The 16,458-nt window shown below is 72.2% G+C and carries 14 protein-coding genes and 1 pseudogene; 8 read left to right on the top strand and 7 right to left on the bottom strand.

What is annotated here, in order from left to right; genetic code table 11:
- Positions 1-163 precede the first annotated feature (163 nt).
- Both B9S61_RS24465 and B9S61_RS24460 read left to right on the top strand, forming a co-directional pair.
- Positions 164-2,008: a glycoside hydrolase family 3 protein gene (locus tag B9S61_RS24465; RefSeq protein ID WP_103544175.1), complete on the top strand. Its 1,845-nt coding sequence runs from the start codon at positions 164-166 to the stop codon at positions 2,006-2,008.
- Between the two features lie 158 nt (positions 2,009-2,166).
- Positions 2,167-2,820 carry a hypothetical protein gene (locus B9S61_RS24460; protein WP_374936240.1) on the top strand — a complete coding sequence of 218 codons (654 nt, stop codon included), beginning with the start codon at positions 2,167-2,169 and terminating at the stop codon, positions 2,818-2,820.
- A 79-nt stretch (positions 2,821-2,899) separates the two neighbouring features.
- On the opposite strand, the gene B9S61_RS24455 is transcribed toward B9S61_RS24460, so the two are convergent.
- The 3 genes from B9S61_RS24455 to B9S61_RS24445 all read right to left on the bottom strand — a co-directional run bounded on the left by B9S61_RS24455 (position 2,900) and on the right by B9S61_RS24445 (position 8,715).
- Positions 2,900-4,330 (bottom strand): S28 family serine protease, encoded by a 1,431-nt coding sequence (locus B9S61_RS24455; protein ID WP_103544174.1) that lies wholly within the window; start codon positions 4,328-4,330, stop codon positions 2,900-2,902.
- Between the two features lie 108 nt (positions 4,331-4,438).
- Positions 4,439-4,825, bottom strand: a complete 387-nt coding sequence (locus B9S61_RS24450) for a hypothetical protein (protein ID WP_103544173.1) — start codon at positions 4,823-4,825, stop codon at positions 4,439-4,441.
- A 182-nt stretch (positions 4,826-5,007) separates the two neighbouring features.
- Positions 5,008-8,715 carry an ABC transporter ATP-binding protein gene (locus B9S61_RS24445; protein WP_103544172.1) on the bottom strand — a complete coding sequence of 1,236 codons (3,708 nt, stop codon included), beginning with the start codon at positions 8,713-8,715 and terminating at the stop codon, positions 5,008-5,010.
- 214 nt (positions 8,716-8,929) lie between these two features.
- Between B9S61_RS24445 and B9S61_RS24440 the strand changes: the two genes are divergently transcribed.
- Entirely contained in the window at positions 8,930-9,754 is an 825-nt protein-coding gene (locus B9S61_RS24440; protein WP_103544171.1) for an endonuclease I family protein, read from the top strand.
- A 137-nt stretch (positions 9,755-9,891) separates the two neighbouring features.
- Here B9S61_RS24440 and B9S61_RS24435 read toward each other — a convergent pair.
- Positions 9,892-10,227, bottom strand: a pseudogene (locus B9S61_RS24435) (hypothetical protein); the annotation flags it as partial.
- Complete coding sequence (locus B9S61_RS24430; protein WP_103544170.1) at positions 10,224-10,673, bottom strand: hypothetical protein; 450 nt, start codon at positions 10,671-10,673, stop codon at positions 10,224-10,226. The gene B9S61_RS24430 and the pseudogene B9S61_RS24435, both read right to left, overlap by 4 nt.
- 101 nt (positions 10,674-10,774) lie before the next feature.
- On the opposite strand from B9S61_RS24430, the gene B9S61_RS24425 reads away from it, so the two are divergent.
- The 4 genes from B9S61_RS24425 (at position 10,775) to B9S61_RS41705 (ending at position 12,551) form a co-directional block, all read left to right on the top strand.
- Positions 10,775-11,569 carry a helix-turn-helix transcriptional regulator gene (locus B9S61_RS24425; RefSeq protein WP_103544169.1) on the top strand — a complete coding sequence of 265 codons (795 nt, stop codon included), beginning with the start codon at positions 10,775-10,777 and terminating at the stop codon, positions 11,567-11,569.
- Positions 11,562-11,783, top strand: a complete 222-nt coding sequence (locus B9S61_RS24420) for a DUF397 domain-containing protein (protein WP_103544168.1) — start codon at positions 11,562-11,564, stop codon at positions 11,781-11,783. The genes B9S61_RS24425 and B9S61_RS24420 overlap by 8 nt, the downstream gene beginning before the upstream one ends.
- 326 nt (positions 11,784-12,109) lie before the next feature.
- Entirely contained in the window at positions 12,110-12,352 is a 243-nt protein-coding gene (locus B9S61_RS24415) for a hypothetical protein (RefSeq protein WP_258039830.1), read from the top strand.
- A 10-nt stretch (positions 12,353-12,362) separates the two neighbouring features.
- A complete protein-coding gene (locus tag B9S61_RS41705) occupies positions 12,363-12,551 on the top strand; it encodes a hypothetical protein (RefSeq protein WP_219819954.1) in 189 nt (62 codons plus the stop codon).
- Positions 12,552-12,575: 24 nt separating this feature from the next.
- Here B9S61_RS41705 and B9S61_RS24405 read toward each other — a convergent pair whose 3' ends face one another.
- Both B9S61_RS24405 and speB read right to left on the bottom strand, forming a co-directional pair.
- Positions 12,576-14,261, bottom strand: a complete 1,686-nt coding sequence (locus B9S61_RS24405; RefSeq protein ID WP_103544167.1) for a thiamine pyrophosphate-binding protein — start codon at positions 14,259-14,261, stop codon at positions 12,576-12,578.
- Entirely contained in the window at positions 14,258-15,226 is a 969-nt protein-coding gene (gene speB, locus B9S61_RS24400) for an agmatinase (RefSeq protein ID WP_103544166.1), read from the bottom strand. Before speB ends, B9S61_RS24405 begins: the two co-directional genes overlap by 4 nt.
- A gap of 122 nt (positions 15,227-15,348) precedes the next feature.
- Here speB and B9S61_RS24395 point away from each other — a divergent pair.
- The coding region (locus tag B9S61_RS24395; protein WP_181007507.1) for a PucR family transcriptional regulator ligand-binding domain-containing protein at positions 15,349-16,458 on the top strand (1,110 nt) is incomplete at its 3' end.

The following is a 16,458-nucleotide window of genomic DNA, read 5'->3' as shown; positions in this document are numbered from 1 at the left end:
GCCGCGTCGGTGACGGCCCCTCACCGGTTGCTGCGCATTCCCTTGACTGGCAATAACTTCCCGGATATTGGTGACCTCCTGGCAGTTTCCTTCAAGGATGCTTCCAGAGGATGCCCTTCAGTGAATCCCGGTCCCCCGCGGATCACCTTCCAAAGGAGCGCACGTGCCCGACAGCAGCACCGGAAGCACGGGAAGCACCGCACGTCCGTCCAGACGTACCGTCCTCGCCGCGACGGCGGGCGTCACCACCGCCCTGGCGGCCGGAGGCACCGTCCACGCGGCCACCGGCCCGCACGGCCCCGACGACAGGAGGCTGCGCGCCCTCGTCTCCCGCATGACGCTGGAGGAGAAGGTCGGCCAGCTGTTCGTGACGCGGGTCTACGGGCACTCCGCCACCGACCCGGACCAGGCCGACATCGACACCAACCTCAAGGAGATCGGCGTCCGCACCGCCGCCGAACTGCTCGCCAAGTACCGGGTCGGCGGCATCATCTACTTCGCCTGGGCGCACAACACCCGGGCCCCGCACCAGATCGCGGACCTGTCGAACGGCATCCAGAAGGCCTCCCTGGGCCTGCCGCGCGGCCTGCCCGTGCTGATCTCCACCGACCAGGAACACGGCATCGTGGCCCGCGTGGGCGAGCCCGCCACCCTGTTCCCGGGGGCGATGGCCGTCGGTGCGGGCGGTTCGCGGTCGGACGCCCGCACCCTCGGCCGGGTCGCCGGCCGCGAACTGCGCGCCATGGGCATCCGCCAGAACTACTCCCCCGTGGCCGACGTCAACGTCAACCCGGCCAACCCGGTCATCGGCGTCCGCTCCTTCGGTTCGGACCCGGAGGCGGTCTCGCGGCTGGTCGCCGCGGAGGTCAAGGGGTACGAGACGTCCGGCGTCGCCTCGACGGCCAAGCACTTCCCCGGTCACGGCGACACCGTCACCGACAGCCACGACGAACTGCCCTACATCCACCACACCCGCGAGCAGTGGGAGGAGCTGGACGCGCCGCCGTTCCGGGCGGCCGTCGCCGCGGGCATCGACTCGATCATGACCGCGCACATCGTGGTACCGGCCCTCGACGGCTCCGAGGACCCGGCCACCCTCTCCCGCCCGATCCTGACCGGCATCCTGCGCGAGGAGCTGGGTTACGACGGGGTGGTGGTCACCGACTCCCTCGGCATGGAGGGCGTACGGACGAAGTACGGCGACGACCGGGTGCCGGTGCTGGCCCTGAAGGCGGGCGTGGACCAGCTGCTCAACCCGCCCTCCCTGGACGTGGCCTGGAACGCGGTGCTCGACGCCGTACGGGACGGCGAGCTGACCGAGGACCGGCTCGACGAATCGATCCTGCGGGTACTGCGGCTGAAGGCGCGGCTGGGCCTGTTCGAGGACCCGTACGTCTCCCACGCCGGCGTCGACCGCACCGTCGGCACCCGGGCTCACCTGGCCACCGCCGACCGGATCACCGAGCGCACCACGACCCTGCTGGTCAACGAGGACGGTCTGCTGCCGCTGTCCCGGCGCAGGCAGCCCAGGCTGCTCGTCGTCGGCGCCGACCCGGCCTCCCCGTCCGGTACGACCGGACCGCCGACCGGGGTCCTCGCGGGCGCGCTGACCGAGCTGGGCTTCACCGCCACCGCGCTGTCCACCGGTACGGCGCCGTCCGCGGCGACCGCCGCCAAGGCGGTGGCGGCGGCGCGGGACGCGGACGCGGTGATCGTCGGGACGTACAACGTCGGCGCGACCAGCAGCCAGAAGGCGCTCGTCGAGCAGCTGCTGGCCACCGGGAAGCCGGTCGTCGCGGTCGCGATCCGCAATCCCTACGACGTGGCCCATCTGCCCGGCGTGAAGGCGTATCTGGCGTCGTACTCCTGGACGGACGTCGAACTGCGGGCGGCGGCACGGGTGATCGCGGGCAAGGTGAACCCGCGCGGAACCCTGCCGGTCCCGGTGCAGCGGGCCGACGACCCGGCGACGGCGCTGTACCCGGTCGGATACGGGCTGAGGTTCTAGCCACGTACGGACGAGCCCCGTCCGTACACCGTCGGACGTAGCACGCGTACGTCACACACCCGACGCACCGCACCCAAGGTGCGCAAACCACCCCACATCGCTGGCGTGACCCGGTCCGCCGGGTCACGCTGGACGGGGGTGTCCGGGGGATGATGCGCGTGAGAACCAGGTGGTGGCCGCCGGCCGTGTCCGCGGCCGCGTGCGCGGCGGTGTGCGCGGCGGTGCTCACCGGCTGCCAGAGCGCGCCGGGCGGGGGCTCCGAGGGAGCGGGCCGGCTGGACGACCGGGCGGCCACGGTGTCGCCGGCGCCGGTACGGACGTACGGATACGGGGCGGTGTTCCTCGCCGTCGACGAGTGCAGTTCCTTCGGCCGGACCAGCTTCACCGAGGTGTCCTGCGCCGGTGAACGGGCGGCGGCACGGGTCGTCGCCCGCCACGACGGGACCGCGCGGGACGGGCCGCCCTGCCCGGCGACCACGGACTTCGTGCTGCACATCAGCGAGCAGCACCCGTCCGCCGACGAGGACGGCGACGGGGCGGTGCCGCGCGGCTACGCCTGTATGCGTCACCTCCGGCCGCCGCACCCCGGGGACCCGGGAGGCGGGGGCGGGCCGCGCACCGTCGTCGGCGACTGCGTCTACGGCCTGGGCGACGGCAAGGTCCGCGAGACCGCCTGCGACGGCAGCGGCGGGCACCGGCCGGAGTTCGAGGTGACGAAGGCCGTGGACGCCCGGTCGAAGTGCCCGGCGTCCACGGCCCTCTACGTACGGCTCGGCGGAACCACCCCGGTGGGCTGCGCCCGGCCGGTGTAGTCACGCCCCGCCCGGCGCGGTCCCGCGCGGTGCAGTGGTCCCGCACGACGCGGGCCCGGCCGGGGCGGGCCCGCGTGCCCTACGGCCGCAGCGTGCGCTGCCGCTCGACGTCCCGCTTGTCGAGCTTCGCGTCGAACTTCGCCAGCGGCTTCGCCGCCGCCGGGTTCTCCTGGACCGCGTTCGGGGCGACGTCCGCCCAGTCGAGGATGCGGGCCGTGGCGAACGCCTTCTCCTCCGCGACCAGTCCGGCCACGTTCGCGCCGTGGTTCATGCCGGGCGCGGTGAACACGTACGAGTCACGCGCGCCGTGTCCGACCCGGAACGGCTCGGCGCCCCACGGGTCGTTCTCGCCGTACACGAACAGCATCTGCCGGGCGTTGTGGCGGACCCACGTGTCGACGTCCCGCATGACCCACGGCTCGAACCGCATGTCGATCGAGCGGGGCACGAAGTTGCGCGGCGGCTGGTAGCCGTAACGCACGTACTTCTTCTCGATGTGCGGGAACTGGATGGTCGGCGCGCCCAGCTGCGTACCGGCCTGGTAGTAGTACGGCGTGTACGGGCTCAGGCCCTGGTCCGTGTAGAACGAGAAGCCGGAGACGGTGTCGACGGAGTTCCAGATCTCGTCGTCGGTGGCGTTCTTCGCGTCCGCCGGGATGTCCGCGCAGTCGGCCACCGTGCTGTACTGCCAGAAGCCCCACACGTAGTCCAGGACGACGGCCTCGTAGGCCCGGTCCAGGCTGCCGACGGTGTCGAAGGTGTAGCCGTTCTCGGCGGCGGCCGCCTCGTACTTCTTCTTCAGCGGTGCCCGGCGCACCAGCGCCTCGCGCTGCACCCCGTTCAGCCGGTCGCGGCACTCCTCGGTACCGACGCGCGCGAAGAACCGGTCGTAGGCCGAATCCTCCTTGTTCACCACGTCGTTGGGGGCGACGTAGGCGACCACGCCGTCCATGTCACGCGGGTAGAAGCGCTCGTAGTAGGTGGCGGTCATGCCGCCCTTGGAGCCGCCGGTGGAGATCCAGTTCTCGGAGTAGATCTTCTTCAGGGCCTTGAAGATGCGGTGCTGGTCGCTGGCGGCCTGCCAGATGTCCAGCTTCGACCAGTCGGCCGGCTCGGGCCGGGACGGGGTGAAGAAGCGGTACTCCATGGAGACCTGGTTGCCGTCCACGATCTGCGTCGGCTCGGCGCGCCGCGGCGACGTGGAGACGCTGTAGCCGCCGGTGTAGAAGACGGTCGGCCGCGCGGTGTCCTTGTGCAGCACGGTGATCCGCTGCTGGAACGTGCCCTTCGCGGGCCTGCGGTGGTCGACCGGCTGGGTGTAGTTGAGAACGAAGAAGCGGTACCCGGCGTACGGCTTCTCCTCGATCAGGCTCATGCCCGGAACGGAGAGCAGTCTCTCCTTGATGTCAGTGGTGCCGGCCTCCGGCTCGGCGGCGGTGGCCGCCCCGGCCGTACTCAGTGTGCCTATGAGCACCGTGAGCGCCAGCAGCCATCTGAGCGCCTTGCGCATGCGCACTCCCCTGTGAGACGGATGTGCGCCGGAAGCTATCGGACCAACTCACCCCAGCAACAGGGGACCTAGGGATAACCCTCGGTCACGCGTGCCCCGTGGGGCGGCTCAGCAGAGGATCCAGCCGGAGCTGACGGACGCCTTTCCCACCCTGCCCTTCACCCACACGCAGCGGCGGCCGGCGTGCACGGTCACCGGTCCCGCGTGGTACTTGTAGCTGCCCTCGTCGACCACCGCCCGGCCGCCGCGCGCCCGTACGCTCACCGACATCTTCCGCTTGGCGCCCGGCTTCCCCGCGACGGCGACGGCGCAGACGTAGCCGCCCCGTTGGTAGACGACCACGGACCCCGTGGAGAAGGGCAGGGTGCGCATCTTGCGGCCGGGGCAGTTGGCCGCGGCCTGTGCCTCGGTGGGCGTGGCGACGGCGAGGAGCCCGGAGGCGGTCAGCACCGCAAGGCCCAGCGCGAGCCGCCGGTGTATCGCTGCACTGCCCACGGTCGTCCTCCCGTACCGCGCCCGACTGCGTATGCGGGTACGGACGCCTGACGTAGCCCGGATGGTTGCGCGGGCCGCGCCCCGCACCGGCACGGGGCGCCCTCCGCACCGGCGCCGAGCCTCCTCGCACCGGCGCCGGGCCCTCACGCCGGTGCCGGGCCCTCACGCCGGTGTCGATCCCCTCACGCCGGTGCCGGGACGTCCTCGCCGACGAACGTCCGCCACAGGGCCGCGTACGTGCCGCCGAGCCGGAGCAGTTCCTCGTGTGTGCCGTCCTCCGCGACCCGGCCGTGGTCGATGACGACCACCCGGTCGGCGCGGGCCGCCGTGGTCAGCCGGTGCGCGACGACCAGCGTCGTGCGGCGGCCCGCCAGACGATCGGTCGCCTGGTTGACCTGGGCCTCGGTGGCCAGGTCCAGCGCGGCCGTGGCCTCGTCCAGCAACAGGACGTCCGGGCCGACCAGTTCGGCGCGGGCCAGCGCGATCAGCTGGCGCTGTCCGGCGGAGAGGTTGCGGCCGCGCTCGGCGACCTCGTGGAGGTAGCCGCCCTCCAGCGTGGCGATCATCTCGTGCGCGCCGACCGCGCGGGCCGCCGCCTCCACCTCGGCGTCGGTGGCGTCCGGGCGGCCGTAGGCGATGGCGTCGCGGACGGTGCCCGGGAAGAGGTACGCCTCCTGCGGGACGACGCCGAGCCGGTGCCGGTACGCGGTGAGGTCCAGGTCCCTGAGGTCGGCGCCGTCGGCGGTGACCCGCCCACCCGTCGGGTCGTAGAACCGGGCGACCAGCTTGACCAGGGTGGACTTGCCCGCGCCGGTCTCGCCGACGAAGGCGACGGTCTGTCCGGCGGGGATGGTGAGGTCGATGCCGTCGAGTGCCGCCTCGCCGTCCCCGTAGGCGAAGCGCACGTTCTCGAAGGCGATGTCACCGCGCAGGGAGGCGACGGGGAGCGGCTTGTCGGGCTGCCGCGTGGAGGTGGGCTCGCGCAGCAGCTCCTGGATGCGGCCCAGCGAGACGGACGCCTGCTGGTAGCCGTCGAAGACCTGCGAGAGCTGCTGGACGGGCGCGAAGAACAGGTCGATGTACAGCAGGTACGCCACCAGTGAGCCGATCGCCAGCGTCCCGTCGTCGACCCGGCCGCCGCCCACGACCAGCACCGCGACCGCCGCGACCGACGACAGGAACTGTACGAACGGGAAGTACACCGAGATCAGCCACTGACCCCGGATGCGGGCGCTGCGGTAGCTCGCGCTGCGTTCGGCGAACCGGCGCCCGCCGTCCCCCTCGCGGCGGAACGCCTGGAGGATCCGCAGTCCGGACATCGACTCCTGGAGGTCGGCGTTGACGCCCGAGACCCGCTCCCGGGCCAGTTCGTACGCCTTCACGCTGGCCCGGCGGAAGAAGTACGTGCCGACGATCAGCGGGGGCAGGGTGGCGAAGACGATCAGGGCGAGCTCGATGTCGATGACCAGCAGGGCGCCCATGATGCCGAAGAAGGTGACCACGGAGACGAACGCCGTGACCAGGCCGGTCTGCAGGAACGTCGACAGCGCGTCGACGTCCGTCGTCATCCGGGTCGTGATCCGCCCGGTCAGCTCGCGCTCGTAGTAGTCCAGGCCGAGCCGCTGGAGCTGGGCGAAGATCTTCAGCCGGAGCGCGTACAGAATGCGTTCGCCGGTCCGTCCGGTCATCCTGATCTCGCCGGTCTGCGCGGACCACTGGACGAGCACGGTGAGCAGACCCAGCAGGGCGGCCGTCCAGACCGCGCCGAGGGCGGCCTGCGTGACGCCCTGGTCGATGCCGTGCCGGATCAGCACCGGCAGCAGCAGGCCCATACCGGCGTCCACGGCGACCAGGCCGAGGCTGACGAGGAGCGGGGTGCGGAAGCCGCGCAGCAGGCGGCGCAGGCCGTAGGAGTCCTCGGCGCGGACCGCGCGGGCCTCGTCGACGTCGGGGACGCCGTCCGCCGGGGGCAGCGCCTCGACCTGGGCGAGGAGTTCCGGGGTGGCCGGGGCGTCGGCCAGGGCGGTGTCCCTGGGTTCGCGGTCGCCGGTCCACAGCCGCGGGGTGACCCCGCGTTCGGCGTCGAACTCGGCGTCCAGCTCCGCGCGGACGGAGGTGTCCTCCTCCTGCGGCCCCGCGGGCGGGGTGTGGCCCGGGGAGACACCGCCCAGCTCGTCCGGGTCGGTGAGCAGCCGGCGGTAGAGGGCGGAGCGCCGCTGGAGCTCGGCGTGGGTGCCGACGTCGGCGAGCCGGCCGCCGTCGAGGACGGCGATGCGGTCGGCGAGGTTGAGGGTGGAGCGGCGGTGGGCGATCAGCAGCGTCGTACGGCCCCGCATGACGCTCTTGAGGGCCTCGTGGATCTCGTGCTCGACGCGGGCGTCCACGGCGGAGGTGGCGTCGTCGAGGACCAGCAGGCGCGGGTCGGTGAGGATCGCGCGGGCCAGGGCGACGCGCTGGCGCTGGCCGCCGGAGAGGGTCAGTCCGTGCTCGCCGACAGTCGTGTCGTAGCCGTCGGGCAGCTCGCTGATGAACCGGTCGGCCTGGGCGGCGCGTGCGGCGGTGGTGATCTCCTCGTCGGTGGCGCCGGGACGGCCGTAGGCGATGTTGGCGCGGACCGTGTCGGAGAAGAGGAAGGAGTCCTCGGGGACCAGGCCGATGGCCGCGCGCAGGGACTCGGTGGTCAGCTCGCGGACGTCGTGGCCGCCGACGAGGACGGCGCCGCGTGTCACGTCGTAGAAGCGCGGCAGGAGGAGGGAGACGGTCGACTTGCCGGAGCCCGAGGCGCCGACGACGGCGAGCGTCTCGCCGGGGCGGATGTCGAAGGTGAGGCCGTCGAGGACGGGCCGGCCGGGGTCGTAGCCGAAGGAGACGTCGTCGAACTCGACGGTCGCCGGGGCGTCGGCGGGCAGCTCCTTGGTGCCGTCGGCCAGGGACGGCTCGGTGTCGATCAGCTCCAGGACGCGTTCGGTGCCGGCGCGGGCCTGCTGGCCGACGGTGAGGACCACGGCGAGCATCCGGACCGGGCCGACCAGCTGGGCGAGGTAGGTGGAGAAGGCGACGAACGTGCCCAGCGTGATGTGCCCGCCCACCGCGAGCCAGCCGCCCAGCGCCAGCATCACCACCTGGCCGAGCGCGGGGACCGCCTGGAGGGCCGGGGTGTACCGGGAGTTCAGCCGGACGGTGCGCAGCCGGCCCGCGAACAGCCGCCGTCCGACCGCGCGCAGCTTGCCGGTCTCCTGCTCCTCCTGGCCGAAGCCCTTCACCACGCGGACGCCGCCGACCGCGCCGTCGACCACTCCGGCCACGGCGCCGGCCTGTGCCTGCGCGTACCAGGTGGAGGGGTGCAGCCGGGTGCGGCTGCGCTTGGCAATCCACCACAGGGCGGGGGCGACGGCGAGGGCGACGCCGGTGAGCGGCAGGGACAGCCACGCCATGATGATCAGGGAGATCAGGAAGAGCAGCAGGTTGCCGATGGTCATCGGCAGCATGAAGAGCAGGCCCTGGATCAGCTGGAGGTCGCTGGTGGCACGGCCGACGACCTGCCCGGTGGACAGCTCGTCCTGACGTCTGCCGTCGAGCCGGGTGATCGTGTCGTACATCTCGGTGCGCAGGTCGTGCTGCACGTCGAGGGCGAGCCGGCCGCCGTAGTAGCGGCGGATGTAGGTGAGGACGTAGACGACGAGCGCGGCGGCGACGAGCAGGCCGGCCCAGGTGGTCATGTCCCTGGTCCTGTCGCCGATCACGTCGTCGATGATCACCTTGGTGATCAGCGGGACCAGCGCCATGACGGCCATGCCGCCGAGGGAGGAGCCCAGGGCGAGGACGACGTCCTTGCGATGACGCCAGGCGTACCCCGTCAGCCGCCGTGCCCATCCCCGTTGCGGTGTCACTCGGGTGCCCTCCGATCGTCCTGAACTGCCGCAAGGCACCAACACGGGCCGCGGCGGATTTCATCCCTCCGCGGACCGGGCGGGAGTACGCCATGAGCGTAGTGACAGGTTCTCGTCACGCAATCGCCACGTTGTCTCCACTCACCTGACTGCATGTGCATGCCATTCTCTCGGGTATCCCCATTGTGCAACCCGCGTAGATCGGACACCCCACATGCTCGCGATACGCTCACGCCGCCTCAGAACGGTGGCACTCGCCACGTCCGTGGTCCTGGCAGGCCTCGCCGCCCCGGCCCTGACCACCACCACCGCCACGGCCACCACCCCGACGGCCGCCCCGGCCTCCACGGCCGCCTACGACGCGTACTACGACGACGCCGCCGGCAAGTCCGGCACCGCCCTCAAGGACGCCCTCCACACGATCATCAGCGACCAGACGAAGCTGTCGTACTCGGCGGTCTGGAACGCGCTGAAGGCCACCGACCAGGACCCGGGCAACAGCAACAACGTGGTCCTGCTGTACTCCGGGATCTCCCGCAGCAAGTCCCTCAACGGCGGGGACACCGGCGACTGGAACCGCGAGCACGTGTGGGCCAAGTCCCACGGCGACTTCGGCACCTCCACCGGCCCCGGCACCGACATCCACCACCTGCGCCCCTCGGACGTCCGCGTCAACAGCGTCAGGGGCAACAAGGACTTCGACAACGGTGGCAGCTCCTTCACCGACAGCGGCGGCAGCCTCACCGACTCCGACTCCTTCGAACCCCGCGACGCCGTCAAGGGCGACGTGGCCCGCATGATCTTCTACATGGCGGTCCGCTACGAGGGCGGCGACGGCTGGGCCGACCTGGAGGTCAACGGCCAGGTCAACAACGGCAGCAACCCGTACATCGGCAAGCTGTCCGTACTCAAGGCCTGGCACCAGGAGGACCCGCCGGACGCCTTCGAGCAGCGCCGCAACCAGGTCATCTACGACTCGTACCAGCACAACCGCAACCCGTTCATCGACCACCCGGAGTGGGTCGAGTCGATCTGGTAGGCCCCGCCGGGCTGAACTCCCTTGCGTATGAGGGAGTTCAGCCCCGTTTACCGGAGATCAGGGGCTGTGTGCCGGTAGATCCGCACGCTCGACGGCGGGGCGGGCGGGTCAGGTGTCGGGGCCCCGTCCGGGACGGCCCGGGAGGGCTCGCCACCGCGGGGCACGGCGAGGCGTGCTCCCCTGCTGCGGGCGATGCGGTGCACGTCGTGGAGCGCTTCGGCCAGGCAGGCGGCGAGGTAACGGAGCTGGGGTGCGGTGACCTTGCCGTCCCCCAGGAGATCGACGGCGTGTCCGAGGAGGTCGTCGGCCATGCCGAGCTGGACGGCTTCGATGTCGTCGGCGAGGCGCGAGACACGGCCCGTGCCGGTGTCGTCGGTGACGAGGTAGCAGGGGTCGCCGTCGAGGTTGGACCAGGGGAGGAGGCGGGGCCGGCCGATCGTGGTGGCGGCGCCGTCGTGGCTCCTGTAGATCACGCGGCCACCTCGCTGCCCCGGATGCGGCGCGAGCCGACCTCCACACCGTGGATGTGCCGTGGCCCTACGTCGATGCCGTGCACGGCGAGCCAGAGCGTCCGGCGACGGGCTCGCTGCTGCCTGGCCTGCACGCGTCGTTCATGGGCGAGGAGGTAGGGGCGGACGAGCCGGGAGTCCTCGCCATGGAGGAGGGCTTCGTGCGGGGAGGGGCCGGATGCGACGGGGGCGGCCGGCGCGGGGGTGGGCTGGGCCGCTCCCCCGGCGCGGTGCCGGTTCTGGTGCCGATGGCGCCCGGAGGCGGGCCACAGGAGCCGCAGCAGCGGCTCGACGAGGAGGGCGATACGGTGCAACACGTCTTCAACTCCTGTGAGGTTGAGGGCCATGCCCCCGGGCCGTCGGTAGCGGTCGCGGGGGTCTTCCGTGCCCGAGGGCAGGTCGACGTGCATGGACGTCGCTGTGTAGCGATCCACTCACAGAGTGAGACGAGTCGGGCTAGGCTCGCCAGGGGGTCGGATGTGACAACGCATCTGTCACACGGGAGTTGACGATGAGCAACATCTATGGGGAGTGGTTGAAGGCGCAGCGCGAGGTGGCCGGGCTGACGCAGCAGGAACTGGCGACGACCGCCGTCATGACGCGTTCGCACATCGCGCACATCGAGGCGGGCCGGCGCACCCCTTCCAAGGAAGACGCGAGACGCCTCGACAGGGCGCTGAACACGGGCGATGTCCTCAGCAGCTTCCTGCCGGACGACGACACCGCCGTGGTGAAGCACTTCGAAGCGGCTCACGCTCTCGAACAGCAGGCTGTCGAGATCCGCGAGTTCGCTCTCTCCTTCGTGCCTGGCATCTTCCAGACGGAAGGGTACGCACGTGCGGTCCTGGGCCCCTCTTACCCCCCTCTGGGTGAAGAGGAATGTGACAGGCTCGTTGTCACACGGCTGGAGCGGGCGAAGATCCTTGAGGATCCGGTGTCCCCAGTAGTGTGGGCACTTCTGGACCAGGGCGTTCTGGACCGGCCGATCGGCGGCCAAGAGGTCATGGCCGAGCAGATCGCACACATCGTCAGGCTGGCGGAGTCACGACGGGTCCGCGTGCACGTACTACCGCGCTCCCTGGGGTTTCACCCACTGCTGGAGAGCATGCTGACGCTGATGTGGTTCGACGATCAGCCACCGGTGGCATACAGCGAGGGGGTCCGCATGGGGAAGGTGCACGACTCCCCAGCCATGGTTCGGGAGCTGCAAGGCCGTTACGATCTCGCACTGAGCGACGCTCTGCCACTCAAGGAGCCACTGGCCCTGCTGAGGGCGACAGCAAAGGACTACGGACGTCATGACTGAACCGATCATCCCGAACGCTGCCGCGCTGACCGGCTGGCGGAAGTCCTCCCACAGCGGCAGCGAGGGCGGCAGCTGCCTGGAGGTCCTGGACAACCACCCCGCGGGCGTCCCCATCCGCGACTCCAAGATCCCCGAGGGGCCCGCGCTGGTCTTCCCGCCGGCTGGGTGGGCGTCGTTCGTCGCAGGGATAAAGAACGGGCACCCCTCCGTCTGACTACCTGACGTCCGGGAGCCGGTGTCACGAGCGCTCCCCGCGCAGGGGGGCGCTGCTCGGCCGGGAGTGCGCCGTCGAGCCTCGGGTTCGCTCCATCAGGTGGTGTGGGCCTCAGGCCGGTCGATCGGTCGTGGCCCGCCGGAAGTATGGGAGTGCCCCGGCCGATCCGCCGGGGCTCTCCGCTTCCGTGACTCCCTGACTGGAGAATGCCGTGAAGACCCGTTCCTGGTCCCTCGCCGCCGCCCTCGCCCTGACCGCGCTCCTGCTGCCGGCCCCGGCGGCGTCCGCCGCGCCGGCCGCGCCCCCCCGCCTGCACCGACGGGTCGGTGTGCTTCTGGAGCGAGGAGGGCTTCGGCGGCGACTACTGGGAGTGGACCGCGCGCAGCGGCTACCGCGACATGCCGCCCGGGCTCCACGACCACGTCGGCTCGTTCGTCGCGAGCACCCGGGCCTGCTTCGTGAACTGGCAGCCGACCGAGAAGCGGGACGTCTTCAACGGCGACTGGCGTTCCCGCTACCTCGGCGACTTCGGCGGCCGGATCGACGGGGTGGGTCCGGGCGGCTGCTGACCGGCCGGGCATGCCGCCCGCACGGCGGCGTCCTCGCACCGCTTCGGGGGCCGCGCTCCGGTTGCGCCGCGAGGTGCTCGATCTCCCCTCCGACCTGCAGCAGCTCCTCGTCCTGCTGCCGGACGACGAGGAGACGGCCCGCGCCGTCGGCCGGCTGCGCGAGGGGTCCGGCCGGGGCAGGCTCCGGGCCATCTCGTAGGGCAAGCCCCGGTCCGGCCTGGCCTCAGCCCTGGTGCGTCGGCGCGAACATGCGCAGGACGGCGGGGAGGACGACGACCGAGGGGCCCGGGGCGGCCAGGGCCTTCGCGAGGTCCTGCTCCAGGGTTTCCGGGGTGGTGCGCAGGCCCGGGACGCCGAAGGACTCGGCGAGGGCCACGTAGTCGGGGCGGGTCAGTTCCGTCGCCGTGGGCTCGCCGTAGGCGTCGGTCATGTACTCGCGGAGGATGCCGTAGCCGCCGTCGTCGACGATCAGCCAGGTGACGTTCAGGTCGTACTGGCGGGCGGTGGCCAGTTCGGCGATCGAGTACAGGGCGCCGCCGTCCCCCGAGACCGCGAGGACCGGGCGGGTGGGGTCGGCGACCGCCGCGCCGAGGGCGGCCGGGAAGCCGTAGCCGAGGCCGCCGGCACCCTGCGCGGAGTGCAGGTGGTTGGGGCCCATGGCGTCGAACGCGGACCAGGCCCAGTAGGCCAGGATCGTCATGTCCCAGAAGGACGGCGAGTCGGTGGGCAGGGCGCGGCGGACGGCCGTCAGCACCTGCTGTTCCAGGGCGAGTCCCTGGGCGTCGATCCGTTCGCGCACGCGGTCCAGCAGGTTCCGTACGCGCTCCGGGGCCGTCGCGTCCTCGCGGGGTTCCACCGTCTCCAGGAGCGCCTGGAGGGCCAGGCGGGCGTCGGCGTGGATGCCGAGGCCCGGGTGGTTGGACTCCACCTTGCCGAGGTCGGCCTCGATCTGGACGACCCGGCCGCGGGGCTTGAACGTGTGGTAGTTCGAGGAGAGTTCGCCGAGACCGGAGCCGACGACGAGGAGGACGTCCGCGTCCTCGAGGAAGTCGGTGGTGTGGCGGTCCTCCAGCCAGGACCGGAGCGACAGCGGGTGCGTCCAGGGGAAGGCGCCCTTGCCGCCGGGGGTGGTGACCACCGGCGCCTGGATCCGCTCGGCGAGCCGCCTCAGCTTGCCGGAGGCGTCCGCGCGGACCACTCCCCCGCCCGCGATGATCGCCGGGCGTTCGGCGTTCGCCAGCAGGTGGGCGGCGAGGGCGGTGAGTTCGGGGCGCGGGGGCAGCTCGTCGGGGGTGGCGTCGACCGCCGTCACCACCGGCAGGACCGTCTCCGCGACGAGGACGTCCTGCGGGATCTCCACCCACACCGGCCCGTGCGGGACGGTGAGCGCCGACTTCCACGCCTCCGTGATCGCCGACGGGATCTGGGACGCCGTACGCACCGTGTGGACGGACTTGACCACGCCGCGGAACGAAGCCGACTGGTCGGGGAGTTCGTGGAGGTAGCCGTGACGGCCGCCGCCCAGCCCCGGCGTCGGGACCTGGCTGCTGATGGCCAGCACGGGGGCGGAGGCGGCCGCCGCCTCCTGGAGCGCGGCCAGGGAGGTCAGGGCGCCCGGCCCGGTCGACAGCAGCAGCGGGGCCGCCTCGCCGGTGATCCGGCCGTACGCGTCCGCCGCGAAGGCGGCGTTGTTCTCCATCCGCAGGCCGACGTAGCGCATGCCGGAGCGGCGCAGGGCGTCGAACACGGCGAGGGCGTGCTGGCCGGGCAGGCCGAAGACGGTGGCCGCGCCGAGCCCGGCCAGGGTCTCCACGACCAGGTCTCCGCCGGTGCGGCCGGGGGGAGGGTTCAGCGCGGCCTCCGTCTGTGCGGCGGTCGGGCGGAGTACCAGGTCGTGGTCGTGAGTCACTTCGCGCGGGCCTCCGCGATCTGGCGGGACATGATCGTGGTCAGCTCGTACGCGGTGTGGGACGCGGCGACCGAGGTGATCTCGGCGTGATCGTACGCGGGCGCCACCTCGACGACATCCGCGGAGACCAGGTGGCAGGAGGCGAGCCCGCGCAGGATCTCGAGGAGCTCGCGGGAGGTCATGCCGCCGGCCTCGGGCGTGCCGGTGCCCGGGGCGTGGGCGGGGTCCAGGCAGTCGATGTCGATGGAGATGTACAGCGGGCGGTCGCCGACGCGCTGCCGGAGCTGGTCGGCGACCTCGTCGGCGCCCCGGCGGTAGACGTCGGCGGAGGTGACGATGCCGAAGCCCATCTTCTCGTCGTCGGTGAGGTCCTGCTTGCCGTACAGCGGGCCGCGCGTACCGACGTGGGAGAGGGCGGAGGTGTCGAGGACGCCCTCCTCCACGGCCCGGCGGAACGGGGTGCCGTGGGTGTACTCGGCGCCGAAGTAGGTGTCCCAGGTGTCGAGGTGGGCGTCGAAGTGGAGCAGGGCGACGGGGCCGTGCTTCTTCGCGACGGAGCGGAGCAGCGGCAGGGCGATGGTGTGGTCGCCGCCGAGGGTCATCAGACGGGCGCCGGTGCCGAGGAGGTCGTCGGCGGCGGCCTCGACGGTCTCCACGGCCTCGTTGATGTTGAAGGGGTTCACGGCGATGTCGCCGCCGTCCGCGACCTGGGCGAGGGCGAAGGGGGAGGCGTCCTGCGCGGGGTTGTAGGGGCGCAGCAGCCGGGACGCCTCACGGATGGCGTTGCCGCCGAAGCGGGCGCCCGGCCGGTAGGAGACGCCCGAGTCGAACGGCACACCCACCACGGCGACGTCGGCGCGGCCCACCTCGTCGAGGCGGGGCAGCCGGGCGAAGGTGGCGGGGCCGGCGTACCGCGGCACGCGGGAGGAGTCGACGGGGCCGCGGGGCGTCTCGTTGCCGCTCATGGAGTGCTGCCTTCTTTCCTGCGCTTCACCTTGCGTACGTTCCGACCATAAGAGGGCGGAAAGCATCTGCGAAGTGTACGTTTCATCCATTCGCGTCGTACGGAGTGGAAGAAGTGTCCAGTATGCCGGATCCCACGGTCCCCCCTACGCCGCCCGTGCCCCTGGACGCGCTCCTGGCACGCGAGGACCTCGGCCTGCGCCGGATCGCCGGACCGGAGGGTCCGGGCATCGTCGTCCACTGGGCCCAGACCTCGGAGATGGCGGACCCCTACCCCTATCTGCTGGGCGGGGAACTGCTGCTGTCGGCGGGTGTGCACATCCCGGAGGGGGCGGGTGCCGGGTACTTCGACGCCTACGTCTCCCGGATCGTCGCGGCGGGCGGCGCGGCGCTCGGTTTCGGCCTGGCGCCGGTGCACGAGAAGGTGCCGGCGGCGCTGGTCGAGGCGTGCGAGATGCACGCTCTGCCGTTGCTGGAGGTGCCACCGCGGGTCACGTTCTCGGGGGTGGCGCGGGCGGTCTGGCAGCTGATGGCACAGGCCCGCACGGCGGAACTGCGCCGGGTCACGGAGGCCCAGCAGGGACTCGCCACGGCAGCGGCCCGACCCGACCCGGTCCGCCCGGTCCTCCACCAGCTGGCCCAGCGCCTCGGCGGCTGGACCGTCCTCTACGCCCCGGACACCATGGAGGCCGCCCAGGCGGGCACCGCCCCGCCCCCGGAGGCCCGCGCCGCCCTGACCAGCCTGGCGGCAGTGGTACGCCCCGCCCCCCAGCCGGCTGCCGGCAGCCGTGACTCCCCCGGGGCACCCGGCGGTCACCGGCCGGTGACGCCTTCCGCCACCCCCGCCTCCGCGAGTGACACCGTCACCGGCACCCACCTCGCCGCCTACGCCCTCGGCCCCGGGAACGGCTTCGTGCTGGGCGTCGCCTCACCCCGCCGCGCCCCCGGCGACCACACCGTCGCCTCCGTCGCGGCCGCCCTCCTCTCCCTCCTCACCGGCCGGCGCAGGAGCGGCACCTCGGCCCGCTCCTCCGCGCTCGTACGGCTGCTCCTTGGCACCCCGCCCGAGGACGTGGCTCCCCTGCTCGGCGGAGAGCGGTGGCACGTCGTGCACGCCCGGCCCGACGGCCCCGGCGCACCGGACCCGTTGGCCGTCTCCGCGCTCGGCACGGCACTCGGCTCGGCCCTGGTCGACCCGGCGGGCGAGTTCGTCCGGGTCCTGGTGCCGGCCGGC

The organism is Streptomyces sp. SM1 (assembly GCF_002910825.1).
Classification (GTDB): domain Bacteria; phylum Actinomycetota; class Actinomycetes; order Streptomycetales; family Streptomycetaceae; genus Streptomyces; species Streptomyces okerensis.
This window is presented reverse-complemented; position numbering and strand designations above follow the sequence as displayed.